The 21,272-nt window shown below is 66.3% G+C and carries 31 protein-coding genes and 1 pseudogene; all 32 read right to left on the bottom strand.

What is annotated here, in order from left to right; translation table 11 throughout:
- Positions 1-1,407 (bottom strand): tape measure protein (locus tag VNS22_RS18920; protein WP_325735165.1); only part of this gene is annotated, 1,407 nt, incomplete at its 3' end.
- 94 nt (positions 1,408-1,501) lie between these two features.
- Positions 1,502-2,284: a phage regulatory protein/antirepressor Ant gene (locus VNS22_RS18915; protein ID WP_325735163.1), complete on the bottom strand. Its 783-nt coding sequence runs from the start codon at positions 2,282-2,284 to the stop codon at positions 1,502-1,504.
- Positions 2,281-2,667, bottom strand: coding sequence for a hypothetical protein (locus VNS22_RS18910; RefSeq protein ID WP_325735161.1), 387 nt, complete (start codon positions 2,665-2,667; stop codon positions 2,281-2,283). The genes VNS22_RS18915 and VNS22_RS18910 overlap by 4 nt, the downstream gene beginning before the upstream one ends.
- Before the next feature lie 351 nt (positions 2,668-3,018).
- On the bottom strand, positions 3,019-3,567 hold the full coding sequence (locus VNS22_RS18905) for a TerB family tellurite resistance protein (protein ID WP_325735159.1): 549 nt from the start codon (positions 3,565-3,567) through the stop codon (positions 3,019-3,021).
- A 51-nt stretch (positions 3,568-3,618) separates the two neighbouring features.
- Positions 3,619-3,777, bottom strand: a complete 159-nt coding sequence (locus VNS22_RS18900) for a hypothetical protein (protein WP_325735157.1) — start codon at positions 3,775-3,777, stop codon at positions 3,619-3,621.
- A gap of 41 nt (positions 3,778-3,818) precedes the next feature.
- On the bottom strand, positions 3,819-4,538 hold the full coding sequence (locus VNS22_RS18895) for a hypothetical protein (RefSeq protein WP_325735155.1): 720 nt from the start codon (positions 4,536-4,538) through the stop codon (positions 3,819-3,821).
- Between the two features lie 20 nt (positions 4,539-4,558).
- Positions 4,559-5,740, bottom strand: a complete 1,182-nt coding sequence (locus VNS22_RS18890; protein WP_325735153.1) for a hypothetical protein — start codon at positions 5,738-5,740, stop codon at positions 4,559-4,561.
- 41 nt (positions 5,741-5,781) lie between these two features.
- The gene (locus tag VNS22_RS18885) at positions 5,782-6,207 is read right to left on the bottom strand and encodes a hypothetical protein (RefSeq protein ID WP_325735152.1); all 426 of its coding nucleotides are present in this window, start codon (positions 6,205-6,207) and stop codon (positions 5,782-5,784) included.
- Positions 6,208-6,249: 42 nt separating this feature from the next.
- On the bottom strand, positions 6,250-6,852 hold the full coding sequence (locus VNS22_RS18880) for a hypothetical protein (RefSeq protein ID WP_325735150.1): 603 nt from the start codon (positions 6,850-6,852) through the stop codon (positions 6,250-6,252).
- A 4-nt stretch (positions 6,853-6,856) separates the two neighbouring features.
- On the bottom strand, positions 6,857-7,174 hold the full coding sequence (locus VNS22_RS18875) for a head-tail joining protein (RefSeq protein WP_325735148.1): 318 nt from the start codon (positions 7,172-7,174) through the stop codon (positions 6,857-6,859).
- Positions 7,171-7,473, bottom strand: coding sequence for a hypothetical protein (locus VNS22_RS18870; RefSeq protein ID WP_325735146.1), 303 nt, complete (start codon positions 7,471-7,473; stop codon positions 7,171-7,173). Before VNS22_RS18870 ends, VNS22_RS18875 begins: the two co-directional genes overlap by 4 nt.
- A 68-nt stretch (positions 7,474-7,541) precedes the next feature.
- Positions 7,542-8,567, bottom strand: coding sequence for a major capsid protein (locus VNS22_RS18865; protein ID WP_325735144.1), 1,026 nt, complete (start codon positions 8,565-8,567; stop codon positions 7,542-7,544).
- Between the two features lie 13 nt (positions 8,568-8,580).
- Positions 8,581-9,231, bottom strand: coding sequence for a head decoration protein (locus VNS22_RS18860; RefSeq protein WP_325735142.1), 651 nt, complete (start codon positions 9,229-9,231; stop codon positions 8,581-8,583).
- Positions 9,232-9,241: 10 nt separating this feature from the next.
- Positions 9,242-10,264, bottom strand: coding sequence for a head maturation protease, ClpP-related (locus VNS22_RS18855; RefSeq protein WP_325735140.1), 1,023 nt, complete (start codon positions 10,262-10,264; stop codon positions 9,242-9,244).
- Between the two features lies 1 nt (position 10,265).
- Complete coding sequence (locus VNS22_RS18850) at positions 10,266-11,801, bottom strand: phage portal protein (protein WP_325735138.1); 1,536 nt, start codon at positions 11,799-11,801, stop codon at positions 10,266-10,268.
- Entirely contained in the window at positions 11,801-12,028 is a 228-nt protein-coding gene (locus VNS22_RS18845; protein ID WP_325735136.1) for a phage head-tail joining protein, read from the bottom strand. Before VNS22_RS18845 ends, VNS22_RS18850 begins: the two co-directional genes overlap by 1 nt.
- Positions 12,028-14,052 carry a phage terminase large subunit family protein gene (locus tag VNS22_RS18840; protein WP_325735134.1) on the bottom strand — a complete coding sequence of 675 codons (2,025 nt, stop codon included), beginning with the start codon at positions 14,050-14,052 and terminating at the stop codon, positions 12,028-12,030. The genes VNS22_RS18845 and VNS22_RS18840 overlap by 1 nt, the downstream gene beginning before the upstream one ends.
- Positions 13,973-14,491 carry a terminase small subunit gene (locus tag VNS22_RS18835; RefSeq protein WP_325735132.1) on the bottom strand — a complete coding sequence of 173 codons (519 nt, stop codon included), beginning with the start codon at positions 14,489-14,491 and terminating at the stop codon, positions 13,973-13,975. The genes VNS22_RS18840 and VNS22_RS18835 overlap by 80 nt, the downstream gene beginning before the upstream one ends.
- Positions 14,492-14,590: 99 nt before the next feature.
- Positions 14,591-15,361, bottom strand: a complete 771-nt coding sequence (locus tag VNS22_RS18830; RefSeq protein ID WP_325735130.1) for an HNH endonuclease — start codon at positions 15,359-15,361, stop codon at positions 14,591-14,593.
- A gap of 140 nt (positions 15,362-15,501) precedes the next feature.
- Positions 15,502-15,642: a hypothetical protein gene (locus tag VNS22_RS18825; RefSeq protein ID WP_325735128.1), complete on the bottom strand. Its 141-nt coding sequence runs from the start codon at positions 15,640-15,642 to the stop codon at positions 15,502-15,504.
- A gap of 25 nt (positions 15,643-15,667) precedes the next feature.
- Positions 15,668-15,889 carry a hypothetical protein gene (locus VNS22_RS18820; RefSeq protein WP_325735126.1) on the bottom strand — a complete coding sequence of 74 codons (222 nt, stop codon included), beginning with the start codon at positions 15,887-15,889 and terminating at the stop codon, positions 15,668-15,670.
- A gap of 143 nt (positions 15,890-16,032) precedes the next feature.
- Positions 16,033-16,743, bottom strand: coding sequence for a hypothetical protein (locus VNS22_RS18815; RefSeq protein WP_325735124.1), 711 nt, complete (start codon positions 16,741-16,743; stop codon positions 16,033-16,035).
- A 71-nt stretch (positions 16,744-16,814) separates the two neighbouring features.
- Complete coding sequence (locus VNS22_RS18810; protein ID WP_325735122.1) at positions 16,815-17,228, bottom strand: hypothetical protein; 414 nt, start codon at positions 17,226-17,228, stop codon at positions 16,815-16,817.
- Positions 17,225-17,395, bottom strand: a complete 171-nt coding sequence (locus VNS22_RS18805) for a hypothetical protein (RefSeq protein WP_325735120.1) — start codon at positions 17,393-17,395, stop codon at positions 17,225-17,227. Before VNS22_RS18805 ends, VNS22_RS18810 begins: the two co-directional genes overlap by 4 nt.
- The gene (locus tag VNS22_RS18800; RefSeq protein ID WP_325735118.1) at positions 17,392-17,535 is read right to left on the bottom strand and encodes a hypothetical protein; all 144 of its coding nucleotides are present in this window, start codon (positions 17,533-17,535) and stop codon (positions 17,392-17,394) included. The genes VNS22_RS18805 and VNS22_RS18800 overlap by 4 nt, the downstream gene beginning before the upstream one ends.
- Entirely contained in the window at positions 17,532-17,768 is a 237-nt protein-coding gene (locus VNS22_RS18795) for a hypothetical protein (RefSeq protein WP_325735116.1), read from the bottom strand. The genes VNS22_RS18800 and VNS22_RS18795 overlap by 4 nt, the downstream gene beginning before the upstream one ends.
- The gene (locus VNS22_RS18790; RefSeq protein WP_325735114.1) at positions 17,765-17,908 is read right to left on the bottom strand and encodes a hypothetical protein; all 144 of its coding nucleotides are present in this window, start codon (positions 17,906-17,908) and stop codon (positions 17,765-17,767) included. The genes VNS22_RS18795 and VNS22_RS18790 overlap by 4 nt, the downstream gene beginning before the upstream one ends.
- A complete protein-coding gene (locus VNS22_RS18785; protein WP_325735112.1) occupies positions 17,905-18,138 on the bottom strand; it encodes a hypothetical protein in 234 nt (77 codons plus the stop codon). The genes VNS22_RS18790 and VNS22_RS18785 overlap by 4 nt, the downstream gene beginning before the upstream one ends.
- Positions 18,135-18,629 carry a hypothetical protein gene (locus VNS22_RS18780; RefSeq protein WP_325735110.1) on the bottom strand — a complete coding sequence of 165 codons (495 nt, stop codon included), beginning with the start codon at positions 18,627-18,629 and terminating at the stop codon, positions 18,135-18,137. The genes VNS22_RS18785 and VNS22_RS18780 overlap by 4 nt, the downstream gene beginning before the upstream one ends.
- A 62-nt stretch (positions 18,630-18,691) precedes the next feature.
- Positions 18,692-19,000, bottom strand: a complete 309-nt coding sequence (locus VNS22_RS18775) for a hypothetical protein (protein ID WP_325735108.1) — start codon at positions 18,998-19,000, stop codon at positions 18,692-18,694.
- Positions 19,000-20,400 (bottom strand): bifunctional DNA primase/helicase, encoded by a 1,401-nt coding sequence (locus VNS22_RS18770; RefSeq protein ID WP_325735106.1) that lies wholly within the window; start codon positions 20,398-20,400, stop codon positions 19,000-19,002. The genes VNS22_RS18775 and VNS22_RS18770 overlap by 1 nt, the downstream gene beginning before the upstream one ends.
- Positions 20,401-20,637: 237 nt before the next feature.
- Positions 20,638-21,272: pseudogene (locus tag VNS22_RS18765) on the bottom strand (hypothetical protein); the annotation flags it as partial.

Below are 21,272 nucleotides of genomic sequence, written 5' to 3'. Positions count from 1 at the left end.
GCGCTCGGCATCCTTGTCCAGGGTGGACGAGCCCGAAGCGACCGGCGCATTCCGCGCGGTCTCGTACTCCTGCTGTGCCTGCCGGCGCTGCGCTTCCAACCGCCGATTGGTCTCGGTCTGGACAATCAGCCGGTCACGCTCGGCTGCCGCCGATGCCTGCGCTGCCGCGGCTTCGGCATGCCCCCTGGCCACCAGCGCATCGATCTCCTGCCGGAGCAGCTCGATCCGCGCCCGCATGTCCTCCTGGATCGCGTCGGTGCTGAGCCAGGATTCTTCCTCGTTCCGCAGCTGCTGGGTCAGCTCGATGAGCTCGCGCTGCTTGTCGGCCAGCTGGTTCTCGATCGAGAAATTGTCCTGGATCCGGTCGCGCACCAGGCCGATGGCTTCTGCCACATAGCCCCAGCCACGCGCCGACTCCGCCAGGACCGGCAGGCCAACATCCCGCATCAGGACCAGGAGCGACTTCATTCCCTCGCCTGCGTCCCGGATGCCGGCGAGGAACCGCGGATCGCGCATCACCCCGGAGAGGTTCTGCATTCCGAGGACCAGCGCATCCATCAATCCGCTCTTGCCCACCTCGAGCTGAAGCTCGCGGATCGCGTTGTTGAAGCGGTTGAGCTCGGCCTGGGCGGACTTGGAGGCGTCCACCGCGTCGCCGGCAAACGTGTTGCGCAGCTCGCGGGCGAACTTGGGCAGGAAGGTGTCAGTCAGCACCTGCCCCTGCGAGAGCATCTTGTCGAGTTCGACAGTGGTGACGCCCATCGCCCGTGCGGCGATCTGGAAGGCGCCAGGCAACCGCTCGCCCAACTGGCCGCGCAGTTCTTCCGCGCTGACCTTGCCTTTCGAGATCATCTGCTCAAGGGCGGTGATGGCGCCGCCGGTCTGGTCAGCCGACAGCCCAAGAACCGTGGAGGCCTCGGAAATGGCCGTGAAGGCGTCTCGGGTGGCAGCGCCTTCGAGCGCCGTGCCCTTGGCAGCAGCCGCCAGCTTGGTGAAGCTCTCGCCCGCAACACCGAGATCCAGGCCAAGCCGCTGCGATTCCGACCGCAGGAAGCTCATGGCCGCACTGGCTTCGGCGCTGGAGCCCGTCGCGAACTTGAGCGCATTGCTCATGCGCTCGAAGCCGGTGGCCGTATCGAACAGCCCCTGGACGAGGTTGCCGACCACCATGCCGGCCAGCGCCGTCTGCACGATGCCCAGCGCGCCACGCACCGAGCTCGCCGTCTTGCCCAGGCGGTCGAGGCTCTTGTCGATCTTCAGCAGCGAATCGTCGGCCGGCTTGGAAGCGGTGACGATCTGGCGAAGCGCCTGCTCGCCCCGCGCCCCGAACTCGCGCAGCTTCTGGACAGCCTGATCCGCATCCTTGATCGCAAGGCGGATCTCTACTGCGCGGGCAACACCAGCCATTAGCTGGCGGGCTTCTCAGTAGTCATGGGCGGACTCCAAAGGAAAAGGCCGCCCCGAAGGACGGCCTGAATGGAGGAAGGAAGGGCTTGAAGGGTCAGCTCGGCCCGAACGGCAGGTCGGGCGCCTCGCCGCTGCCGAAGATCTTCGCCAGCTTGGTCAGGCCCTTGGGCGTGATGCGCATCTGCTCCGTCACGCGCTCGCTCCCATCCGGCTGCGAGATGGTCGTCACCTTGTGCACGATCAGTCCGGCAGCGGTCTTGGCCTGATAGCCCAAGAGATGCCCGCTGCCGTTTCGCCGGTAGGCCCAGCCGTTCTGCATCAGGTAGCTGATCAGATCCTTCTCTCGGATCTGGAGAGCCTTGGCGGTCTCTCGCACGATCAGGCTGCCATCCGCGCCAGCGATCCGGTCGAAGGCGTCGACGGTCGGCTTCATTTCCGTGATCTGGGCTTGCATCGCGATCTCCCGCTCGGTGTGAGCCAGGAGCAAGTTGCGCAGGGCGACCGGATCGTTGAGGTCGGCCGACAGCCGGGAGCGGACCTCTGCTTCGAGCGCGTTGAACGCCTCGATGTACCGCAGCTTCCACTTCAGGGCCTTGGCACCGGTGAAGCCCATGGCCAGGAGGGTGAAGCCGTCGCGGTTCATGTCGAATGACCGGTACTCCTGACCGGTGGTCGGTTCGAGGTAGGGGGTCTGCGCAAAACTGCGCAGACCCAAGCTGGGCTCCTGCTGAACCAGGGTATCGATCGCCCGAAGCACATCCCTGTGGTGCTTGTCGAAGGCAGTGGAAACCGTCCGACTGTTCGCGAAGACCTCGCCCTCGCGAATGAACACGACCGGCTGGCGGGTGGCGTCAATCTCGGGAATGAGGTCGCTCATGCCACGCCTCCCATCAGCAGAAGCCGCTCCACGTCACCGAAGATCCCGACCAGCCAGTCATCATCGTCGAGCGGATCTTCACGGCGGTAGAAGTCGATCTTGAGCCGGAGATCGTCCGCCGATCGGGCCGGGGTGCGGAAGATCCGCTCTTCCAGGTCAGTCCAGACCTGGCGCTTTGCTTCCGTCGCGTCGCTGTCCTCATCGATCCGGTTCTCGATCTGCCAAGCGTCAATCGCCTCCTGCCACTGGAGGATGAGAGACCGCAGCGCGCTGCCTTGGTGGGTAGGTGCCGCTGCTGCTGTGCCTGTGACGCCGATCACCGACGCGGCGCCCATTCGCCCAAGAAGTGTGCGGCGAGAACTGGTAAAAGTGGCCTCAGCCATGACCGATGCACTCCATCGGTTGGTGGTTAGGGCCGGCGTCGGACTGGTACTCTGACGCTGGCCTGCCCCTAACTTGATAAACATACGGGCTTGGGTCAAGCGGCTTGACGTGCAACTTGATAAAGTTTATCAAGCCGTCATGACCCAGGAGCTAAAGTCAGAGCGCGTCACCATCATGATGTCCCCGTCGGAAGTGCGGGCACTTGATGACTTTCGGTTCGCGAACCGCATTGGTAGCCGAGGCGAGGTGGTGAGGCTCTTCGTCAGCGAGGGCCTTGCTAAGCGCAGGGTTCAGGCCAGTGGCCCCCAGTCCAATGATCAGGACAATGCCTCAATTCCTGAGGGCGAGCACTAGCTCTCCAGCTCGGACCTGACCTTCTGCAGAATCCGCATCTCCTGCTGCCGAGTTGCCCCATCGGCACGCGCCAATTTTTCACACACCTGAATGAAGTCACCCCTCGTCGAGGGCGGTTCGGCCTTTAAGGCAGCTAGATCGTCTTCGAATTGCGCCCAAGTTGGCCTGAGCGCCATTATACGATCTTCAACTCTTCGTGCCTTCCATGGAGCTGCATCATAGTCCATCCCGGCTCGCTGGTAGATGTATCTCAGAATGACTGCCCGCTCTTCAGCGGTCATCCGTCCGTCTGCTCGGGCTACCTCAATGAGAACCATGAGCCCGGCAGCCGTCTCGAAGATTTTCAGGGGGCCTTGATCCAGCCTTGGCGCAATGATCTGCCCCGATGGCTCATCGTCTTCACGCTCATTGGCGATCACCTGCGTCACAGCGGGGCCGGGTGCTCGCCTCAAAGTCCTGGGCCGGCGCCTTCTCCTCCAAATCCGGAATGCCAGCCAAGCGGTAAGGGCTGCGATGACAACCACAACGTAGAGCTGATCTTCCATGTCGCCCCCTGATCTTTATCAGAACAGGAAAGCGGGACGTTCACAGCCTGTCTACGTCTTCTTCTTGGGCTCCAGCTTCGCCAGGCAGTCGGCTGCATAGTGGATGCAGTCGATCAGGGCGGCCGGCTGGTCTAGCCAGCCCCCTGCCCGCGGCATCACCGGTGACCCCATGCCACCCCGCCACATCTGCGCCATCTGAATGATCAGCATGGTGTCAGCGGTGACGAGGTGCTTGGGGTGGACGTTGGTGCCTATTCGGAGCTCTTCGCACCACCAGCCGCCGTGCTTGGCTGGCGCGGGGCTTTCTTTGGTGTACCGCTCTCCACCGGCGAAGGCTCTTGGGCGCGCGATCCACCACGCGCCGATCGCGAGTTTCCCAGGGTGGCCTTGGACGGCTGGGCAAGCTCGCGCACCTTGGCGCCGATGGCGGCCAGGTCACGCGGGGAGATCGGCTCGAGGGTGCTGTCCTCGACCCTGCCCAACTTCCTCGTGAAAGGCTCGTCCAGGCCGCTCCAGCCGATCAGAAACATCCGCGCCGCGACGATGCCGGCGCGCTGCGGATAGACCGCCATCTCGCCAACCAGCCGGCGATAGGGCTGGTAGTGCTCGGACACGATCGAGGCCAGTTCCTCGATGTCCTTCGGCGTGGCGACCGCCTTGAGGAAGTCCTCCCGGACCTTCTCGTCTTCCTGGTCGCTCTGGTCATAGACCTCGACCGCCTTGAGCACGTCGGCCCGGTGCTGGTCGATCCGCGCCAGGTAGGCCTCGCGCTGCTCCTTGTCCTCATCGGACGGCATCAGCGCGTTCACGCCCTCGATAAGGGCGTCCAAGAGCCGGTACTTACTGATCTCCTGCCCACCTTCGGCGATGATCGCGGCCTGGAAAGAGGCGCGCTCCGCCACCGTAGGCGGACGGACGTGATAGACCACGCCCTCGCGGTCGACGCTGGGCACGTCGATGCGCTTGTCCATGATAACGCTCATATCGACTCTCACCAGGTCACGAGGAACGCGGAGGCGTCGGCGCCCGTCGCGTTGAAGGGGATGCCTTCGTAGGCGTAGCCCTGGACATCCTCGGCGGTCATGCCGGTGAAGATCATCGAGGGCAGGAGGATAGCGAACCGCTGTCCCGCCGACGGCCCCCACCAGGTCGCCAGCTTGTAGGCCGTGCCTGCTGCCCAAGAGCTGATGACGTTGCGGTTGTTGACTCGATCGAGCGGCAGGGACAGCCGGCCGGCGACGCGGCGCCGGGTGATGCCCGCGGTCTGGAAGCCGTAGACCTGTCGGGGATCGGGCAGGAGGTTGACCTCGTTGCCCAGGTCCAACTCGATCGTGGACGCGGCCAGGCTGTTGTTATCCTGCCAGACCTCGGCATCGATCCAGGGATAGCCCTGCGCAGTCGAGTAGACAGCCGGATCCGGCTTCGCGACGTCAGCCGGCGCCGCGAGCTGGCCTTGGAACTCGAACGAGAACCGCGGCAGCTCGGACGGGCTGAGCGACATCCGCACGTTGCCAGCAGCACCCAGCAGCCGCTCCAGACGGGCGTCGCCGTTGTCGGACGGGATGAAGTACCGATACATGCTGAGCGTCGGGATGTTCGACGAGCTCGGCGAGTACCGGACCTGCTTCGGGATGGTGTACTCGGTGGTATCGTCCGGCGCGACATCCCACTCCGGCGTCACGGTCGCGACCTTGGTCGTGCCGTTGTAGGCCGCGATCATCCGGGTCTGGCCGGAACCGGCGCCGCCGGAGGTCTGAATAACAAACCCCCGGTAGAAGTTATTCACCGCAGAAGCACCGGCCGCCAGGGTGATGCTGCCGGTAGCGCCGGCCGCCGCGGTGCCGGTTACCGCCGTGGCGTTGATGGTCTCGGCAAAGCCGCAAGCCTTCAGGAGCGGGCCAAACTCCGGCGGGATGGCGCCGTCCCCGCCGCCACCACCCTTAAGGTAGACGTCGAAGCTCATGGCGCCCGACGCCGAACCCGGGCGAGGCTCACGAGCGTCCAGCGACCCCGTCACCTCGTTCGTGTTCACCGTGTTGAGGGTCGGGGTCCAGCTGGGGTTCTCCACCAGCACGGCGTTGGCTGCAGGGGTCGGCGCGGAGTCGACGCCGGGGGACGCCTCCTCCTTCGCCAGAACCATCTGGTTCAATGACTGAAAGGGGGCGTCGGCCATCAGGCGACTCCTATGCTGTCAGGGATGCGGGAGAGGCGTCGTCAGACGACGGCGCGGGGGTCGCGGCCGGACTGGATCCGGCGGAGGCGATAGATCAGGACCACGGAGGCAGTCGGAGGCGCGCCGGGGTCGTCGGGCAGAAACGGGCCCATCGAAGATTCATAGAGGCAATCCTGGAGGACGCCGCCAAAAGTCGGCTCGGCACCCATGACTGCCTGCACCTTGGCAATCGCGGCGTTGATGGTCTGGCCGATCTCTGCATCCGAGGCGGCTCGCGCCGTCACCGTCAGGCGGATCATCGTCTCAACCTTGTCGACACGGTTGCTCAGCCGGCCGACGACTTCCTCTTCGCCGTCCTCCATCTCCAGCGCAGGCAGGGCGGAATCGGGCACCGCCCAATTGCCGAAGCGCTCGATCGTCGGGAAGTCTTCGGCGAGGGTCTGAAGACGTGCGAACACCGCCGCCATCGCGACTTCGCGGCGGGACAAGGGATCAGCCATGTCGGAAGGTCAGAGCCGGTTCAGCCGCGCGATCACGCGCTCGTAGAGGCCGCGGTCGGCATTGCGGCGAACGTCATCGAAGTCGATCCGCTTCTTCACGGTCACCTGGTCGACCAGCATGGCTTCCGGGCCCCATGCCTGGTTTTTCTTGCCGCGACGGGTGATCAGCTTCCGGCCCTGCCCGAGCGGGACCAGGGCGAACTTCGGGTTGTTCTTCCACGGCACGCGGAAGCCGCGCCGCTGCCGGGTGGCCAGGTTGATCAGCAGCTGCTTGGCCAGCACCGGGCGGATGATCGCGCCCTCTTCGTAGGCTTTCCAGATGTCGGACCGCTTGGACCCGGTCTTGCGGATCCAGCGGGAGAAGATCGTCGCGGACGCCTCGCCCGGCTTGTTGCTCGAGCTGTTCTGGCTCGAATAGATCTCGGCGCCGATCGTGCGCGAGACGCGCGGGCCGAATGTGCTGGACGCCTTCACCCGGGCCTGGGCCTTGGTGACCTCGGCCTGCTCTGTGACGGCCCGGTCCATTTCCTTCGCGACGGCCAGGCCATGCTGCGCCATCGCGCGCGCGAGATCGCTCCGTACCGAGGCGATCAGCCGGCGGCCGGAGATCACGACATTAGCCACCGCGGTTCGCCCGCACCCGCCAGACCAGCCCGTCTGCGTCCGGCTCGGCAGGCCCGGCCACACCGAAAACCTCGCCGTTGTAGGCGATCGTGTCGCCGCGCTTGGGTGCCGTGGGCAGTTCCGAGCGCAGGAAGTCGAAGCTCAGGATCTTGGCCTGGAGCATGGTGCCGCGCACCGGGCCCATCACCGGGTCGACGATGCCCACCGATGCGCGGACCTGGACGGGCTCGCCGCCCTGCGGGGTGTAGGTGACTGCTGCCGACAAGGCGCCGTTGAAGAACGTGCCCAGCATGGCCTCGAAGGGGCTCACGAGCGCCGCGCCGGAAGAATCTTGACCGGGCCGTCCTGGTCGACCGCGCGCACACTCACACGCCCGCCTTCGGAGACGATTAGGTCGAATTTCTCGCCAGGCGCCAGCAGGATACCGGTCTCCGCCGAAGCCTCGATCTCCGGATCCTCGACCAGCCACACGGCGGTCTCGGGCACGACCAGGACGAGGCCGGCGGTGATGACGCCGGTGGCCACTGCGCTTCCAGTAACGGCGTCGAGCACGACCAACGACGCGAAGTCGTAGTCGATCAAGCTGCCGCTGAAGCTGTGCAGGGACATCGGCGTCTCCAGAAACGACGAAGGGCGCCTTCGGGCGCCCCGCGTCAGCGGTCAATGAAGATGGCCGATCAGGTCATCTTCCCGCGGGCCAGCATCTCCGGCCGCGTGCAGTAGAACAGCGGATAGCTGTACAGCTCCGGGCGAACCCAGAAGTTGCGATCCTGATCCTTGACCAGGATATTGTAGACCGGACGACCGGGCCGGTTCACGAAGTCGAAGCTCTCGCCGGGAGCATAGGCCACCTGGAACACGCCAGGTGCCCCCACCGGGAAGAACTTCACCTTGTCGGTGCCGACGGCGACGGTGCTGTTGTCGTCGGTGCCGCGATAGTTGATCCAGTCGATCCCGCCGAACCGGAAGGTCGTGAACGGCGAGTTGTTGTTCCGGAGGTCGGAAGCCTCGGCCTGGTTCAGGTAGGTCGCCCGAACTTCGGAGTGGTTCGTGAAGGAGTCGTAGAAGTCGTCGCCGGCGAGGCCGATGATGCGGGTGGTGGTGGTCACCGCCCCCATGCCGGCCCGCACCATGGTGCGGATGACATCGTTGCACGCCTGCTTCAGTGCGCCCGAGGCCGGGCTCGGGTTGTCGAGGTCGAAGTCGATCTCGGCCGGCGGAGAGATGCCCCATGCGTCGAACCAGTCGAACAGGGTGGAACCATCGGCGTCTGCCACCACGCCCTGGACAGCACCCAAGCGCATGTGCTCCCAGGTCAGTTCCATGTCGGCCATGGTCCGGGCATTGATCTCCGCCACCTTGGCCTGGACCTGCTCCAGTTCGCTCTCGCGACCAAACGCCCGCACGTTCTGGATGCTGGCCGCCTGCAGGGTCTCGCCCTTGGCGATCCGCGGCGCCCGGAACGACCGGATGTCGCGCCGGATCGGGTTGCCCTCGACCAGCGGCCCCCCGCGCTCGGAGGTGGGGATCAGCTCCAGCCGGCCACTGCGTCGCTCGATCGCGACGTCGGTGGTCTCGACCGGTCGGGGGGTGAAGATCCCGAGCGAGCCGAGCCAACTCGGCGCATAGGGGATCTTGTCCACCGCGTCGGTCATGTTGACGGCGGAGAAGGCGTCGTCGTTGAAGATGTCCATCGTTGCCATGGGTCCGGCCTCCTCAGCGCGGGGTCAGGCCGGCAGCGGCGAGCTGCGCGAGCGCGGTGGTCTTGTCCCCGCCGGAGATTCCCTCCGGCCAGGTGATGAGATCGGCGTTGAACTCGGCGTCACGGACGATGCCGACCGCGCGCTTGGTTTCGCCAGCGCCGGTGGTCCGCTTCTCCCAGAGGATGGCGGCGGCGATCTGCGAACCGTTGGTGGCCGACGGAGCGAGGGGCACGTAGGTGCCCAGCCCGGCCGCTACCGTGATCGGGATGGTCGCTCCGGCGGCAAAGTCGGTCGACCCGTCGGCCAGCGTGAAGCTCAGGTGCGAGCTCGTGAAAGCCGAGCCGACGTTGCCCGTACCCACCACGTCGCCATCGGGGTCGGTGACCTCGAAGGCGCCGGCATTGGCTGCCGCCTCGGTGATGCGCAGCGTGTAAACGCCGGGCTTCGCGTTCTTGCCCAGCGTGATGGCGCCCATGGTGCCATTGCCAGTCCCCACCACGGCACCCGCGGTGGCAGCGCCCGTGGTGATCTTGCCCAGCACCTGCCCGGCCACGAGCGTCTGGTTCTCCGGGATCAGGATGTGCTCACGCGAGCGGTGGCCGTTCGCCTCGGAGACGAGGAACTCGCCGGCTCGCATGCCCAGGGTTTCGGTGAAGGTGGTCATTGCCCGCTCCTCAGGACTTCAGGCCGTTGCGCGCGCCGATGTTGGCGTAGAGATCGCCCCACGCCTTGGCCTTGCCGTATCCGCCGGCCTTGCCGTCGTTGCGGGGCTGGCTGGCGTCGTGCTTGTTGTCGATCTCCTCGCCTTCGGCGCGAGCCGACTTGTCCAGGAAGTGCGCCTGGATCTCGGCCATGTCCTTGCTGGACGCGATGAGAGCCGTGGCGTCGGCGATCGCGTTCGCGTAGCCAGCGCGATGGGCCATCGTGGCCAGCGCGGTGATCTGGCTGGCACGGGCATTCGCCTTGGCGGTCGCCTCGGCAATGGCCGCGTCGAGATCGGCCGGCTTTGCGCCGTCGGCCGGGGGCGTCTTCTTGTCGTCTGCCATGATGTCCTCGCTGGCAGGTGGGTCCGCAGATTCCCCGCGGGGTCCGTCCACACAGGCCAGGGCGGCCGGGACGTTGGAAAAGCGGTCGCCGAGATCGGCGCGATTGGTGATGCTGACGGGCTTCGAGATCGTGTCGGCCAAGCCGCGCTTCTTGGCGTCGGCAGCGTCCAGCCACGTTTCGTTCCGCATAAGCTGTGCGATCTCTTCGTCTTCCATGCCGCTCTTGTCGCGGTAGGCGGAGATGAGCGAGCCCTTCATCTTATCCAGGACGTCGGCCATCTCGCGCATGTCATCCGCCCTGCCCCAGACGAGGCCGGACGGATCATGGATCATCATCATGGCGTTCTCGGGCATGATGATCTCGTCGCCAGCCATCGCGATCACGCTGGCGATCGACGCGGCCAGCCCATCCACGCGGATGACCACCTCGCCCTTCTGGCGATTCAGGAAGTTGTAGATTGCCAGGCCGTCGAAGACTTCGCCGCCATAGCTGTTGATCCCGACAGTGATCTTGTCGAGGTCGCCCAGCGCCTTCACCTCCTCGATGAAGTCCTTGGCGCGGAGGCCCCACATGCCGATGTCGTCATAGATCATGACTTCGGCGGCCCGTTCGCCTGTGGCGCGAGCCTCGAACCAACGTCGCTTGGCCATATCAGTCTCTCTGGGCCGGGGCCGGAGCGGCTTCCGGCGGTTCTGGATCGGGCTGCACCTGCGAGGACTCGATCACGATGCCGAGCGCTTCGGCCCGGTCCTGGTCGGCCTTGATCCGGGCATCGACCACTTCGGGGTCCTCGCCCATCTCGTCGATCACGTCGCTGCGAGCCTTCACGCGCATCTCGACCGCAAGCTGCTCGGCCTTCAGGTCCTTGAGCGGGTCGACCCATTCCCAGCGCGGCGTCTTCCACCGCACGGCATGGAACGGCTTCGGGTCCTTCAAGTAGGCCGGCAGGTACGGCAGGAGTTCGGGCACGCTCTGCATGGCTAGTGGCACCCAGCGATCCCAGGTCGGACGGCAGAACTGGAACACCAGGACGCCGTGCTGGACCTGCTCGATCCGCCGCTTGAAGTCGACGATACCGGCCCGAATGCTGGAATAGTTGACCTGCCGCAGGTCACCCGTGACCAGGTGGTAAGGGATGCCGAGCGCCGCGCAGATCTGGCACAGCGTGCGGTACTGGAACGCCTCGTATTGCTGCCCGACGTCACCGGGCTCGCTGAACTTGATGTCCTCGCCGGGCCGGAGCTTGTGGAACGTCATCGGCGTGACCGGGGCCAGCACCGAATCGTCGTCCGGATCGCTCTCGTAGTCGTCGCCGAAGAAGGCCCGGTCGGTCTCGGTGATAAAGCCTGCGAACAGTGCTGCCGCCTGCTTGCGAGCCAGTTCCGCGTCGTCGTAGTCGCCCAGGAAGCGGAGCATGATCATGGCCGGGGTGAGCCACGGCACGCCGCGGATCTGGCCGGGCCGGATCGGCTTGAAGACGTGCGCGACCTCGCTGGCGCTGACCGGGCGCTCCAGTGCGGCGCCGAAGTCGCCGGAGCCGGGGTGTTCGGCGTAGAAGTGGTACGTCGACCGCTTGCCGATCGGGGAGAACTCGATGCCGTTCCGGATCTTCGGCTGGTCGGCACGCTTGTCCCAGGGCAGCATCTCGCTTTCGAGCAACTGGACCTGAAGCGGCACGGACAGGCCGTCTTCGCTGCGCCGCGGTCGGAAACGGGCGAACATCTCGCCGGCCTCGTAGAGCGCCCCCGCCACCATCGCCTGCTGGCCGTACCAGTCGGTCAGGCCGTCTGCATCGCTTTCATCCGTCCAGCGGTAGAACGCCTCGCCAAGCAGCCGGCGGACCTCCTTGTCCGGGTGCATGCTGGCAGGCTTGATGCCGGCGCCGACCGCCGATGCCGTGAATGCTTCCTTGCCGTTCGCCGCATAGCCGTTGTTGCGCACCAAGTCGCGCGACCGGCGCACCAGCTGATCGCCGCCGCTCGCCAGAAGCTCGTTGAGGTTCGTCCCGGTTGGCTGCCAGGACTTGAGCCGTCGGTGACTCTTGGTCGCGTCGAAGTCGTTGCGCGGGCGGGCCGCGGCGGGGAATGGGACCACGTTGGTCGGCTTCGGCGCCATCAGTTCGCGGGCGCGCTCATCGGTAATCCGCTGGCCTTTGACCTGTACTCGGATCCGGGGCTTGGCGCTCATCAGTAGTCCCGGCCGCCGTAGACGAGCTTCACGGCCCGGGTACGCCGGACAGGAGACACTGCAAGCGCCCCGATCTGGCTATCCAAGTCGGACAGGATCGAGCGCATCTCGTCGAGGGATCGGTACTTGATGTACCGGCCGAATTGGTCCCGCACTTCCTGGGATCCCGAGGCGATCGAGTTCGCCAGAGCCGCCCGCTGGGCCTGCAGTTCGGAGAGCGTAGCCATTACAACCCTCCCTGGCCGACGACGCGGCGGGCAAACCGGGACCGTTCACGAGCGGACATCTGCGGGGGCGGCCGGGTGGGTGGCGCATCGTCGCGACGAGGCGGCTCGGCCTGCATCGAGGGGCGGACGCGAGTTTCCGACGGCGGCGGAGGCTGGTCAGGCGCTGCCTTGCCGACCGCTGCATCCCACTGCCGATCCGACCAGCGCGCCAAGCCAAGCATCTCGGCCAGCGCACGGTTGATTGCCCAGGTGTCCAGAGCCTCGTTGCGCGCCCGGGTCAGGTGCCAGGCCCGATGCGAGAACCCCCGCGTGTCCTTGCGGGTGATCTCTTCCTCGGCAGTCAGCTGCTCGAAGTGCTCGCGGTCGAGCTCGGGGAAATGGCAGTAGCGCGGCGCCGGGACGCCCGGCTCCGGCTTGGGCAGGCTCAGCGCCGCGTGCAGTTCCCGCTTGATCAGGCTCACCCCGATCTCGACCGGCTTGTTCCAGCCCCAGACCTGCGTGCCGTTCTTCCGCTTGGGCGGACGCTGCGGCCACATCGGCGCCATGAAGGTCGACGAACCCTTGGTGGCGTACAGCGACCGGTCCCGCCGGGACATGCAGTAGGCGTAGACCCGCTGCGTGCTCAGGCCGCCGGAGTCGATGCCGGTTGCCGCCACCCGGAAGGTGGCGCCGGCCTCGCTGTCCCAGAGCCGCCCACGCAGTTCGTCGAGCTGCAGCCAGACCTCATCCCGGTCAGGGTCGCCCATCAGCACAAAGTGGTCGACCGTCCAGTTCTCCAGCCCGCGGCCCCAGGCGATCGCCGTCGCCTCCAGCCGGTCGCGCTGCACGTCCACGCCCAGGGTCAGGATGCCGGCGCCGGCCGGCACGATGCCCCGCTGGTAGGTCTCCCGCCGCTCATACAGCCGCTCGGCGTCGGGCTTCTCGCCGCGCTCCCGCCAGGTCTCGCCAAGCTCGGTGTTGTAGAAGGTCTGCCGCTGCTCTTCCGTGGTGCAGGCCAGCCACTTGCGGGCGAGGGCCACGTGCGTGGCCGAAGGGCTCATCAGCCCCTTGACCCAGTAGGACCGCATCGGCTTCTCAGGCGACTGTGCCACCCAGCGGCCCCGCTGCACCGCGGCCACCCGCTCCCAGTCGCTCATCACGCCGCCGCAATGGTCGCAGACGCACACCGCCGTCTCCGGCCGATGCTTGCCGTTCTCGTCCTTGTCCCAGTGGATGTGCTTGAAGAAATCCAGGTCGAGATCGGCCTTGCAGTGCGGGCAAGGCGTCAGCCAGAGCCGGCGGTCGCCTTCCTCGTACAGCGCCGAGATCCGGCAGGACCGTTCCATACCCGGCGACGACCCGTAGGCCCGCTTGCCCAGGCGCTTGCGGCGGAATGTGTCCGTGCGCTTGCGGGCAAGCTGGACCGGATCGCCCTCCTTGCCGGCCGACATCGGGAAGCGGCCCACCTCGTCCATCAGCAGCCACTTGACCGGCCGGCTTGCCAGTGCTCGAGGCGCGTTCGCGCCCACCAGCTTGAGCACGCCGCCGCGGTACCGCTTGCTGGTGATCGTGTTGGCGCCCGTCCGCGACTTGCGCAGCCCGAACATCTCCCGGAACTTCGGCGCGATCTCGAACAGCGGCTCGAGCCGTTCCTTGGAAGCGTCCTCCGCATCCTCGACCGTGGGCAGGACCATCATGATCCGGCCGGGGTCGGTGTCCGCCGCATAGCCGATCATCGCCATGATCAGCGTGGTCCAGCCGACCTGGCTGCACTTCTTGATCGCCACATCGTCGAGGGCGGGGTCGCCCCAGGCGTCGAGCACTTCCTCCCAGAACCGATGCTGCGTCAGCCGGTACCGACCAGGCGTGGCCGTCTCTTCCGGCGGCAGCACCACATGGCGGCAGGCCCATTCGGAGACGGAGACGCGATCCGGGGGCCTGAACGCACCTAGCGCACGGGAAAGGCTAGCCTTCGTCGCCCGGTGCGCTGTCCGTATCTTCGTCGTCACTCTCGATTTCAGTATTCGCCAGCTCGTGCAGCGCACTGCAGATGCGATCGTCCAGCAAGGCGCGGATGCCCGGCCCGTCGCCGGCCATTGCCAGCCCCATGATCTCGTCGGTCAGGGCCGCCGGGATCGTCATGAGCAGTTCCCGGCACCGGATGATGGCGCCTTCCCAGCCCGTCACCACGTCGTCGGCCGGCAGAAGCTCGCCACGCAGCCGGGCGTTGCCGATGGCCGCCTTGTCGGCCTGTTCCCTGGCGAGCCGCGCCCGTTCCTTGGCCAGATCGAGGTTGTCTTCGCCCGTCCCCTCTTCGGCGGCGCGCTTGCGCAGCCAGGAGACGACCTCGGCACTGTTCAGGACGAGGTTCTTGCCGTTCCGGGAGTGCGGGCAGCCCGCGGCGAGCCAGGCATCCACCGTCGTGGGCGCAACGCCGCAAAATCGGGCCAACTCGGACCTATTAAGAATAGATCCCTTGGCCATTTGCTTGTTATCGCCCCTTTAGGAAAGTTTATAGCTAGAAAAGTCCGGGGCCCGCGTCCCCCGCATGGCACCATCCCAGGGTCAGGACCCGGATAAGTCCTAGACGGGAGTGCAAGCCTCTGCATGAAGGACAACGGACCTAACCGCCGCCGATGCGCGCTCGCTATTGATCCTGGACTTGGTAATCGCCCGCCGCCCGATCTCGACAACACGAGCGGCCATGTCAGGCTCCAGCCTCGCTGCCCACACCGCCGGCATCATGGACCGCTTGGCCGAGTTGCAGGCCCAGCAGCACACAGCCAGGTTGAACTCATCATGTGCCCCGCCTTTGGCCAGGGGGATCACATGGTCGATCACTGCCGTAGTCGGCAGCGCTTTCGAGCCGTGGACGCCCTTGGTCAGGATGCCTGCGCAGTAGGCGCAATGGACCGCCTGCGTGACCAAGCGATGGTAGACGCTGCTGTCCATCTGCAAGGTAACCGCGCCCTTGAGCTTGGCCCTGCGCTTCGCCCTGGCCTGGCGCTCGCGCCACCGCATCCCCTCAGGGTCGGCTGCCTTGCGGGCTTGGTAGTAGGCGGCCTCATCTCGCTCGGCCTTCGGCAGTGGGTTCTGTCGCCTCCACTGCCTGAACGCCTTGAGCGCGTTCGCCTCCGCAATCCTGCCCCAGAACTTCACACAGAAAGGCTTGGGCGGAGGCCCGGGATGGGACAGCCCCTCACGGGTCAAGCGCCCCTTCTCCTTCGCCTTTTTGGCCCGCCAAGCCCGCTTGTCAGCCAGGATCTCTTCCCGGCTCTTCGGCCCTTCCGGGCGCCATTCACGATTGCTCGGCTGCCGCTTCTGCAACCCCAGGCTGGGCCCGATGGCAGACATCCGCGCGCTGCAAGCGCCAGCACTCCGTCCGATCTCAGGGGCTATGGCCGCCCACTTCATCCCGGCCTTGAACATCCCAACCAGACGCGCGTCATCCTCGCTCGACCAAGGCCGAGACGTGGAGACCGCAGCCGACATGCTTACTCGGCGGCCTCCGCCACCATCTCCCCGATGATCCGCTCGACATCCGTCCGCATCCGCAGCCGGTCGCCGTGGTCCGCCAGCCGGGTGGCGATCCGCTCGGGCAGCGCGTCGAGGATGGTCTTGTAGTCGGGCTCCACCCCATCCCGCTCGACCGGCTTGGCCTCACCCCCCCTCGCCCTCGCTCACGTACAGCTCGCCGCGGTCCTCCGGCGCCCGGAAGTCCGTCCCCGGCTGGTCGCCTGCGAGGTCGGGGTGCACCGCGTCCTGGCCCGTCTCGACCTGCTCCACCGCCTGGCTCTCGGGTGCGTCCGCGCCTGCGGTGGCGTCCTGCACGTCACGGGTCTCGGGGCCGCTCATGCTGTGCGGCTTGGCCTTCTTGGACATGGTGGGCTCCAGAAACGCAGAAAGCCCGCCGGGTCAGGGCGGGCCTCTCGTGGGGGCAGCGGCCCGGGCCTGAGATCGTCAGGCGGTACAGACCGCATAGCAGGTGTATGCATCGGCTTGGGGAGAATGGCAAGATCTCGTGGTCACCCGTACTTGCGGTGGTACTCGCCCCGCAGCGTCACCAGTTCATCGAGGCCCCGCTGCAACAGGTTGGCCGCAGTCCTGCGGTCCATGAGACTGCCGAGGATGAGGGTGATCTGGTGGTCCAGCTTGCGGATCTCCTCGCCGAGCCTGTTGGCCTGCTCTCGTGCATCGGGCGAGCGGTGGTCGCCCAGGTCCATCACCTGCGTCACCAAGGCGCTACGCTCGGCGCGCAGGGCCAGGAGCTCCACACGCTTGCTCCCGATCCAGTCCATGATCGGCTGGCAGTGCAGCACGACGGCCTCCAGCACCGGCCACACCTCTGCGCTCAGGCGGATCTGCACCCACCGGTAGCGCGAGTATGCCTCGACCTGGTCCAGAGGCTCCTCGTCCCCGTTGCGCGGCATGGGCGGCTGGTAGCTGGCCGTGGTCCGCGGGCAGAGCTGGGCCCTGCGCCAGTCGGCGTGGAAGCCCCAGGCGGCCGACCGGCATACCTCGTCGATGTGCCCACGGTCGAACAACCAGTCGATGGCGGCCTGGCCCAGCGCCTTCCGCTTCTCCGCATAGGGCTTGTCCGCCCTGACCGCGTCCGCCTCGTGCCGGCGCATAATGCTGGTGATCTGCGATGCCGTCTCAGCCGTCGCCTTCGGCCTGGCCCGCTCGATCTCGAGCCGCTTGCGCTTGGCCCTCTTCTTCGCTGCGATGCTGCTCATATCCGGGCTCCAGTGGTAGGTGGCCCCCCTGTCGATTGCCCTGCCGTCTGTCGCGGCAGTGGTCGAGATGACTAGGCGTACTTCGCGGGCCACTTGAGCGCCGCCAGCTCCTGCCGCTCCAATCCCTTCAGCTTGTCATAGACGCCATGCTCTCGGGCCACGTCCTCAGCCAAGGACCGAAGCAACCGCGCCTGTTCGCCGTTGAGCTCCATGTACAGGTCGTGGCGAGCCGATGCCTCCGAATCCACTAGGATCTCCAGTAACAGCCGCTCCAGCTTGGTCAGCGCCTCAAGATCGACGTGTGCAGGCTTGTCTGTCATGGCCTTCCACTTCCTTTGCAGGCGACGCAGGTCAGCGTCTGAACACCCAGGCTTGGCTTGGCAAAGGGCACTGCGAACAGACGATGCCCGCCGCTCGTACAGAAGCGCTGCCGCCCTGGTGAGGTATTGGCCGTCATCGAGAAGCGGCCGGCCTCGCTCGCTCATCCCCGCTCCATCTCCGCCGCCTTCCTGATCTCGTCCGCCATGCTGCTGTGCAGCGTGATCAGCATGATCTCCGCATCGAACCGCGCCATGCCGAGCTGCAGCTGCAGACCCAGGACGGTGAGCCGGTGGCCGATGTGGTAGAGGGCGCGGCCGAGGAGGGGCTTCATTTGGGTGGCGTCTCCTTGGTGTCGCCCAGCACCGCCTCGATCAGCTCCGGCTTCACGCTCGGGCTCTCGTGGATGCCGTAGTTGGGCATGGCGCAGATCTGCCGCACGCGGGCGATCAGCAGCAGGATGGCGCTGCTCATGGCTGGAGCGTCTTCGGCGCGATGGCGTTGGCCTGTGCCGAGATCCGCCGGACGTTCTCGACCGCCTCCCGCTCCCGCCGCGCCGCCTCGGCCAGGGCGCGCCTCTCCTGTAGGCGCTGCCACTCCTGGCTGGTGATCATCACCGGCTTCTGCCGCACGTCATTGAGCCAGCGCAGGTCGTCCAGCGTCGCCTCGATCAGCCGCTCGACCGCGGGCCGGTCAGGGGTGGTCATGAGAACGCCACCTGCAAGCCCAGGAACAACACGTAGCCGAGCCACGCCAAAGCAGCGGCCCCACCGACTACAATCGCGACAATCCCAACCACTGCGCACCAAACCAGCAGGGTGAAGTCCGGCATACGGAACCCGCTCATTTCCCCTCCTCCACCAGCACCGCGCCGTGGCGGGCGATCCAGCGATGCTGGTCCACCACCCGGCAGCGCGTGACGTAACCAGTCGCGCCATCATGGTCAGGCAGCACGGCCAGCTCGACCCAGCCGCCATCCAGCTTCAGGACCTGGCACGAGCGCTCTGGCAGGCAGCGCGTCGGCACCCACACCTGCCCAGGCTCCAGCGCCCGCAGCTCGCCCGGCCCGGCGCTCATCGGGGCGGCTCGCGGCGGCGGACGATGACCTCGACGTCGACCAACTCCGCGTCTGGCACGCTCGCGTTCGTCAAGCTCGGCGCGGTCTCCATCAGACGCGCGTCAAGCAGGTCGCTCCATCCCGAGCAGCCAGAGTACCGGCTCGCATATCCCCGTTCCGCCGACCTGATCGCGATCCACGTCCGCCGCTCCACCTCCCGCCCCTCGGGCTTACCATCCATGTTACCGGCCGGAGCATCCATGCTAGCGGGCTGGCCGGCAGCGAGGGCGGCGCGGGCGACGGTGACGGCCCAGCCGCTGCCTTCATCCTCGATCGTCTCCAACGCCTCCCGCAGCCGCCGCTCCCGATCGCGCAGGGCCGCCAGCTCGGCTCGGGCGGCTTGCAAGGCGTCAGCAACCTCCCGGTCGGCCGCAGCCTGCTCGGCCGCGCTGCACTCCCAGTTGATGCCCTCGTCCGCCGCCTGCCGGTACAGTGCCTCGTACTCGGCCAACGCCAGCTCCACCACCCCATCTGTCATAATCCGGCTCTCCCCCGGCACTGTGTCGGGCGGGGTCACAGCCACGACATCCCGGGCAGGACGTGCTCGACGTCGATCTCGTTGAAGTACTGCGACCAGATGTGGTCGATCACGGACTGCTCCTGATCGGTCGGCAATCGCACCCACGTCACGGTCAGCTCGCCCTTGTGGTCGTGAAGATCCTTGATCTTCGGCATGGCCGCCGGGAGCGCGAGCGCAAGCAGACCTGACAGCCGATGCAGGCGGACGAGCCGGTGCGGCTCGCTGTCCTCCCGGTACGCGCTGACCTCCGGCCACTTCGGCTCGGGGATGTTCGTCAGCCAGCCCAGATCCATCTCAGGCATCACCCGTTATCCTTCACGATCTCTTCCAGGACATGGAACCGGCCCTGGCTCGGAATGAACTGGGCAAGGTACGATCCGGTCGGCCCGATCTGATCCCAGTACCGGGATTTGGCGACCTTGATCACGTTGCCCTCGTCAGTGCGGTGCACAATGATCCCGAGGTCCGTCCGGTTGTTCCAATGCGCGCTATCACTGATGTCATACAGCGTCGGCATCGGAAGTTCCCCACCCTTCTCGCGCATCATCTTAGCCGGGTGGGCGACGACACACACGTGAACATCGTAGTGCTTGGCGAACTTCTTGAACTTCCGGATAGCGTAGCCGGTGTACTGCGTCAGCGACTGCTCACGTGGCGGCGCATGGTCCAGCTCGTTCCACGGGTCGATCACGAACAGGTCGGTGCCGTAGCGGATCACGCTGGCGGCCATGCGCTCGATCAGCCAGTCCACGGTCATGCCGTCCTCCCCCTCGTCGAACTCGTCGGGGGTGACGATGAAGCTCATGTTCCGGTTCACCCAGTCGAACGCTTCGCGCTTCTGCTCCGGGCTCGGGGTCTTGGTGCGGCTATACCAAGTCGTGAGCGCCCGCAGATGGTCGGTCTGCGGGGTCTGCTCCGGCGAGCAGAAGCAGACGTGCCACCGGTGCTTCTCGATCAGCCGGCAGGCCACGTCGTTCATGAACGTGGTCTTGCCGTGGCTGGGGATGCCGGTGAGCACGGAGAAGTCACCGCGGCGATAGCCCAGCGACTTGTCGAGCGCGTTGAAGCCGAGGCGATGCACGGTCGGGTCGTCCAGTTCGGGCAGTTCGGCCATCTCGACCAGGCCGGGGACGCGGCACCAGCGGGCTTCCTCGATGCAGGCGACGACCGCGGACGGGCCGTGGTTGATCAGGACGTCGTTGAGGTCTTTGCAGCCGGCCGGATAAACCACCACTCGGCAGCGAGCCTTGCCGATCCGCAGCGCCAGGTCACGCGCCAGCCGCTGGCCGTTGGCGTCACCGTCTGTCGCCAGGATGACCTCGCGCGCGGCGTCCAGGTAGGGCTTGGCCTCGTCGAGGTAGCTGTAGCGGCCAGAGCGCGGGCCGTCCTCGTTCTCACCTGGAGCCCCGGTCGGCACCGAAACGACCGCATCAGTGCCAGCCTGAACAACCGCGAGCGCATCGAACTCCCCCTCGGTGATCACGATCCGGCTCGGCCGGCAGAGCAGGCTGTCGAAGTTGTACAGGCAGGTCTTCCCGCCTTCCTCGGCGAAGAACCGCTTGGGCTCCAGGAGCCGGTACTTAGCCGCGACGGGCTTGCCGTGCTGCCTGTAGGTGAACGCGATCCACTCCGAAGACCCACGACCGGCGCGCTGCTCCACGCCCAGCTTGTGCAGTGTCTCGGGCAGGATGCCGCGCGCCACCTCGATCTCGTGGGCCAGCCCACTGGTCAGGGGAACCCTCTTCGTGTCGCTCATAGACTTCGTGCTCACAGTTCAGGCACGTCCAGCGGACGTAGGTCTCGTTCACGGTGAGACGGCAGCACTTCGCCTTGCGGTGCGCCGGCTTGCGGGTCGCCGAGCACTTCGGGCAGGTCGTCCACGTCTTGCCGTGGCGCCACGTCCTGAAGCCCCAGTCCCGGGTGATTTCGTCGATGGTCCTCACGACACGAGCGCCAGAAGCCGCCGCCGTCGCTCCTGCTCCGGGGTCATGCCCCGGCCATCCGGATCATCGTTGTAGCGTTGCTGGTGCAGCCACGTCGCCGGGTGCGGGATCTTGTCGAGCTCCTGCCGCCGGCTGTCCCAGTAGCGCTTCCAGCGGTGCAGCCCCTCGGCCAGTTGCTCGACGGTTGCCCCATCCTTGCGGGCCGCTCGGTACTTCTTGAGCGCGTCGGGCTTGCCCACCTTGCGGGGGTACTCGCCCCACCACTCGGCAAAATCCGCCTGGTGCGGATCGGCCTTCTTGGGCTCCGCCGGGGCCGCACCCTCTCCCCCCTCTTGGGGGGTAGGGGGGTATATATTCTGTTCTGTTCTGTTATAGGGCGTCACACCGCCGTCACCGGGCGGGTCAGTATCGTTTGGTCCCAATGGGTTAGCTTTACGCTCGCGATACGTTTTTGTGCGATTTTTTGAAAAATCTGAAGAAAACTGCCTTTTTTTCCACGCGACGATGCTGCCTTCAGCGTCGATCAGGCCGGCCTCGATGAAGGCTTCCAGCACCTTTTTCGCGGCGGTTTTCCGGAGCCCCGCGGCCCACGCGAAGACGCCCGGGTCGAGCAGGTGCTTCACCTCACCAC

It is taken from the genome of Geminicoccus sp., from assembly GCF_035556675.1.
In the GTDB taxonomy this organism is placed as follows: Bacteria; Pseudomonadota; Alphaproteobacteria; order Geminicoccales; family Geminicoccaceae; genus Geminicoccus.
Note: the sequence above shows the minus strand (reverse complement) of the source record. Positions and strands in the feature narration are given on the sequence as shown.

Bases quoted from the DNA above. Each gene is read 5' to 3' on its own strand.
- VNS22_RS18805 (WP_325735120.1), bottom strand. From the start codon at position 17,395: ATGAAGCCCCTCCTCGGCCGCGCCCTCTACCACATCGGCCACCGGCTC.
- VNS22_RS18865 (WP_325735144.1), bottom strand. From the start codon at position 8,567: ATGGCAACGATGGACATCTTCAACGACGACGCCTTCTCCGCCGTCAAC.
- VNS22_RS18815 (WP_325735124.1), bottom strand. From the start codon at position 16,743: ATGAGCAGCATCGCAGCGAAGAAGAGGGCCAAGCGCAAGCGGCTCGAG.
- VNS22_RS18830 (WP_325735130.1), bottom strand. From the start codon at position 15,361: ATGTCTGCCATCGGGCCCAGCCTGGGGTTGCAGAAGCGGCAGCCGAGC.
- VNS22_RS18775 (WP_325735108.1), bottom strand. From the start codon at position 19,000: ATGCCTGAGATGGATCTGGGCTGGCTGACGAACATCCCCGAGCCGAAG.
- VNS22_RS18915 (WP_325735163.1), bottom strand. From the start codon at position 2,284: ATGAGCGACCTCATTCCCGAGATTGACGCCACCCGCCAGCCGGTCGTG.
- VNS22_RS18790 (WP_325735114.1), bottom strand. From the start codon at position 17,908: ATGAGCGGGTTCCGTATGCCGGACTTCACCCTGCTGGTTTGGTGCGCA.
- VNS22_RS18910 (WP_325735161.1), bottom strand. From the start codon at position 2,667: ATGGCTGAGGCCACTTTTACCAGTTCTCGCCGCACACTTCTTGGGCGA.
- VNS22_RS18885 (WP_325735152.1), bottom strand. From the start codon at position 6,207: ATGGCGGCGGTGTTCGCACGTCTTCAGACCCTCGCCGAAGACTTCCCG.
- VNS22_RS18820 (WP_325735126.1), bottom strand. From the start codon at position 15,889: ATGTCCAAGAAGGCCAAGCCGCACAGCATGAGCGGCCCCGAGACCCGT.
- VNS22_RS18845 (WP_325735136.1), bottom strand. From the start codon at position 12,028: ATGGCTACGCTCTCCGAACTGCAGGCCCAGCGGGCGGCTCTGGCGAAC.
- VNS22_RS18890 (WP_325735153.1), bottom strand. From the start codon at position 5,740: ATGGCCGACGCCCCCTTTCAGTCATTGAACCAGATGGTTCTGGCGAAG.
- VNS22_RS18850 (WP_325735138.1), bottom strand. From the start codon at position 11,801: ATGAGCGCCAAGCCCCGGATCCGAGTACAGGTCAAAGGCCAGCGGATT.
- VNS22_RS18900 (WP_325735157.1), bottom strand. From the start codon at position 3,777: ATGCTGATCATTCAGATGGCGCAGATGTGGCGGGGTGGCATGGGGTCA.
- VNS22_RS18785 (WP_325735112.1), bottom strand. From the start codon at position 18,138: ATGAGCGCCGGGCCGGGCGAGCTGCGGGCGCTGGAGCCTGGGCAGGTG.
- VNS22_RS18835 (WP_325735132.1), bottom strand. From the start codon at position 14,491: ATGGCCAAGGGATCTATTCTTAATAGGTCCGAGTTGGCCCGATTTTGC.
- VNS22_RS18810 (WP_325735122.1), bottom strand. From the start codon at position 17,228: ATGAGCGAGCGAGGCCGGCCGCTTCTCGATGACGGCCAATACCTCACC.
- VNS22_RS18795 (WP_325735116.1), bottom strand. From the start codon at position 17,768: ATGACCACCCCTGACCGGCCCGCGGTCGAGCGGCTGATCGAGGCGACG.
- VNS22_RS18860 (WP_325735142.1), bottom strand. From the start codon at position 9,231: ATGACCACCTTCACCGAAACCCTGGGCATGCGAGCCGGCGAGTTCCTC.
- VNS22_RS18870 (WP_325735146.1), bottom strand. From the start codon at position 7,473: ATGTCCCTGCACAGCTTCAGCGGCAGCTTGATCGACTACGACTTCGCG.
- VNS22_RS18855 (WP_325735140.1), bottom strand. From the start codon at position 10,264: ATGGCCAAGCGACGTTGGTTCGAGGCTCGCGCCACAGGCGAACGGGCC.
- VNS22_RS18905 (WP_325735159.1), bottom strand. From the start codon at position 3,567: ATGGAAGATCAGCTCTACGTTGTGGTTGTCATCGCAGCCCTTACCGCT.
- VNS22_RS18895 (WP_325735155.1), bottom strand. From the start codon at position 4,538: ATGGACAAGCGCATCGACGTGCCCAGCGTCGACCGCGAGGGCGTGGTC.
- VNS22_RS18800 (WP_325735118.1), bottom strand. From the start codon at position 17,535: ATGAGCAGCGCCATCCTGCTGCTGATCGCCCGCGTGCGGCAGATCTGC.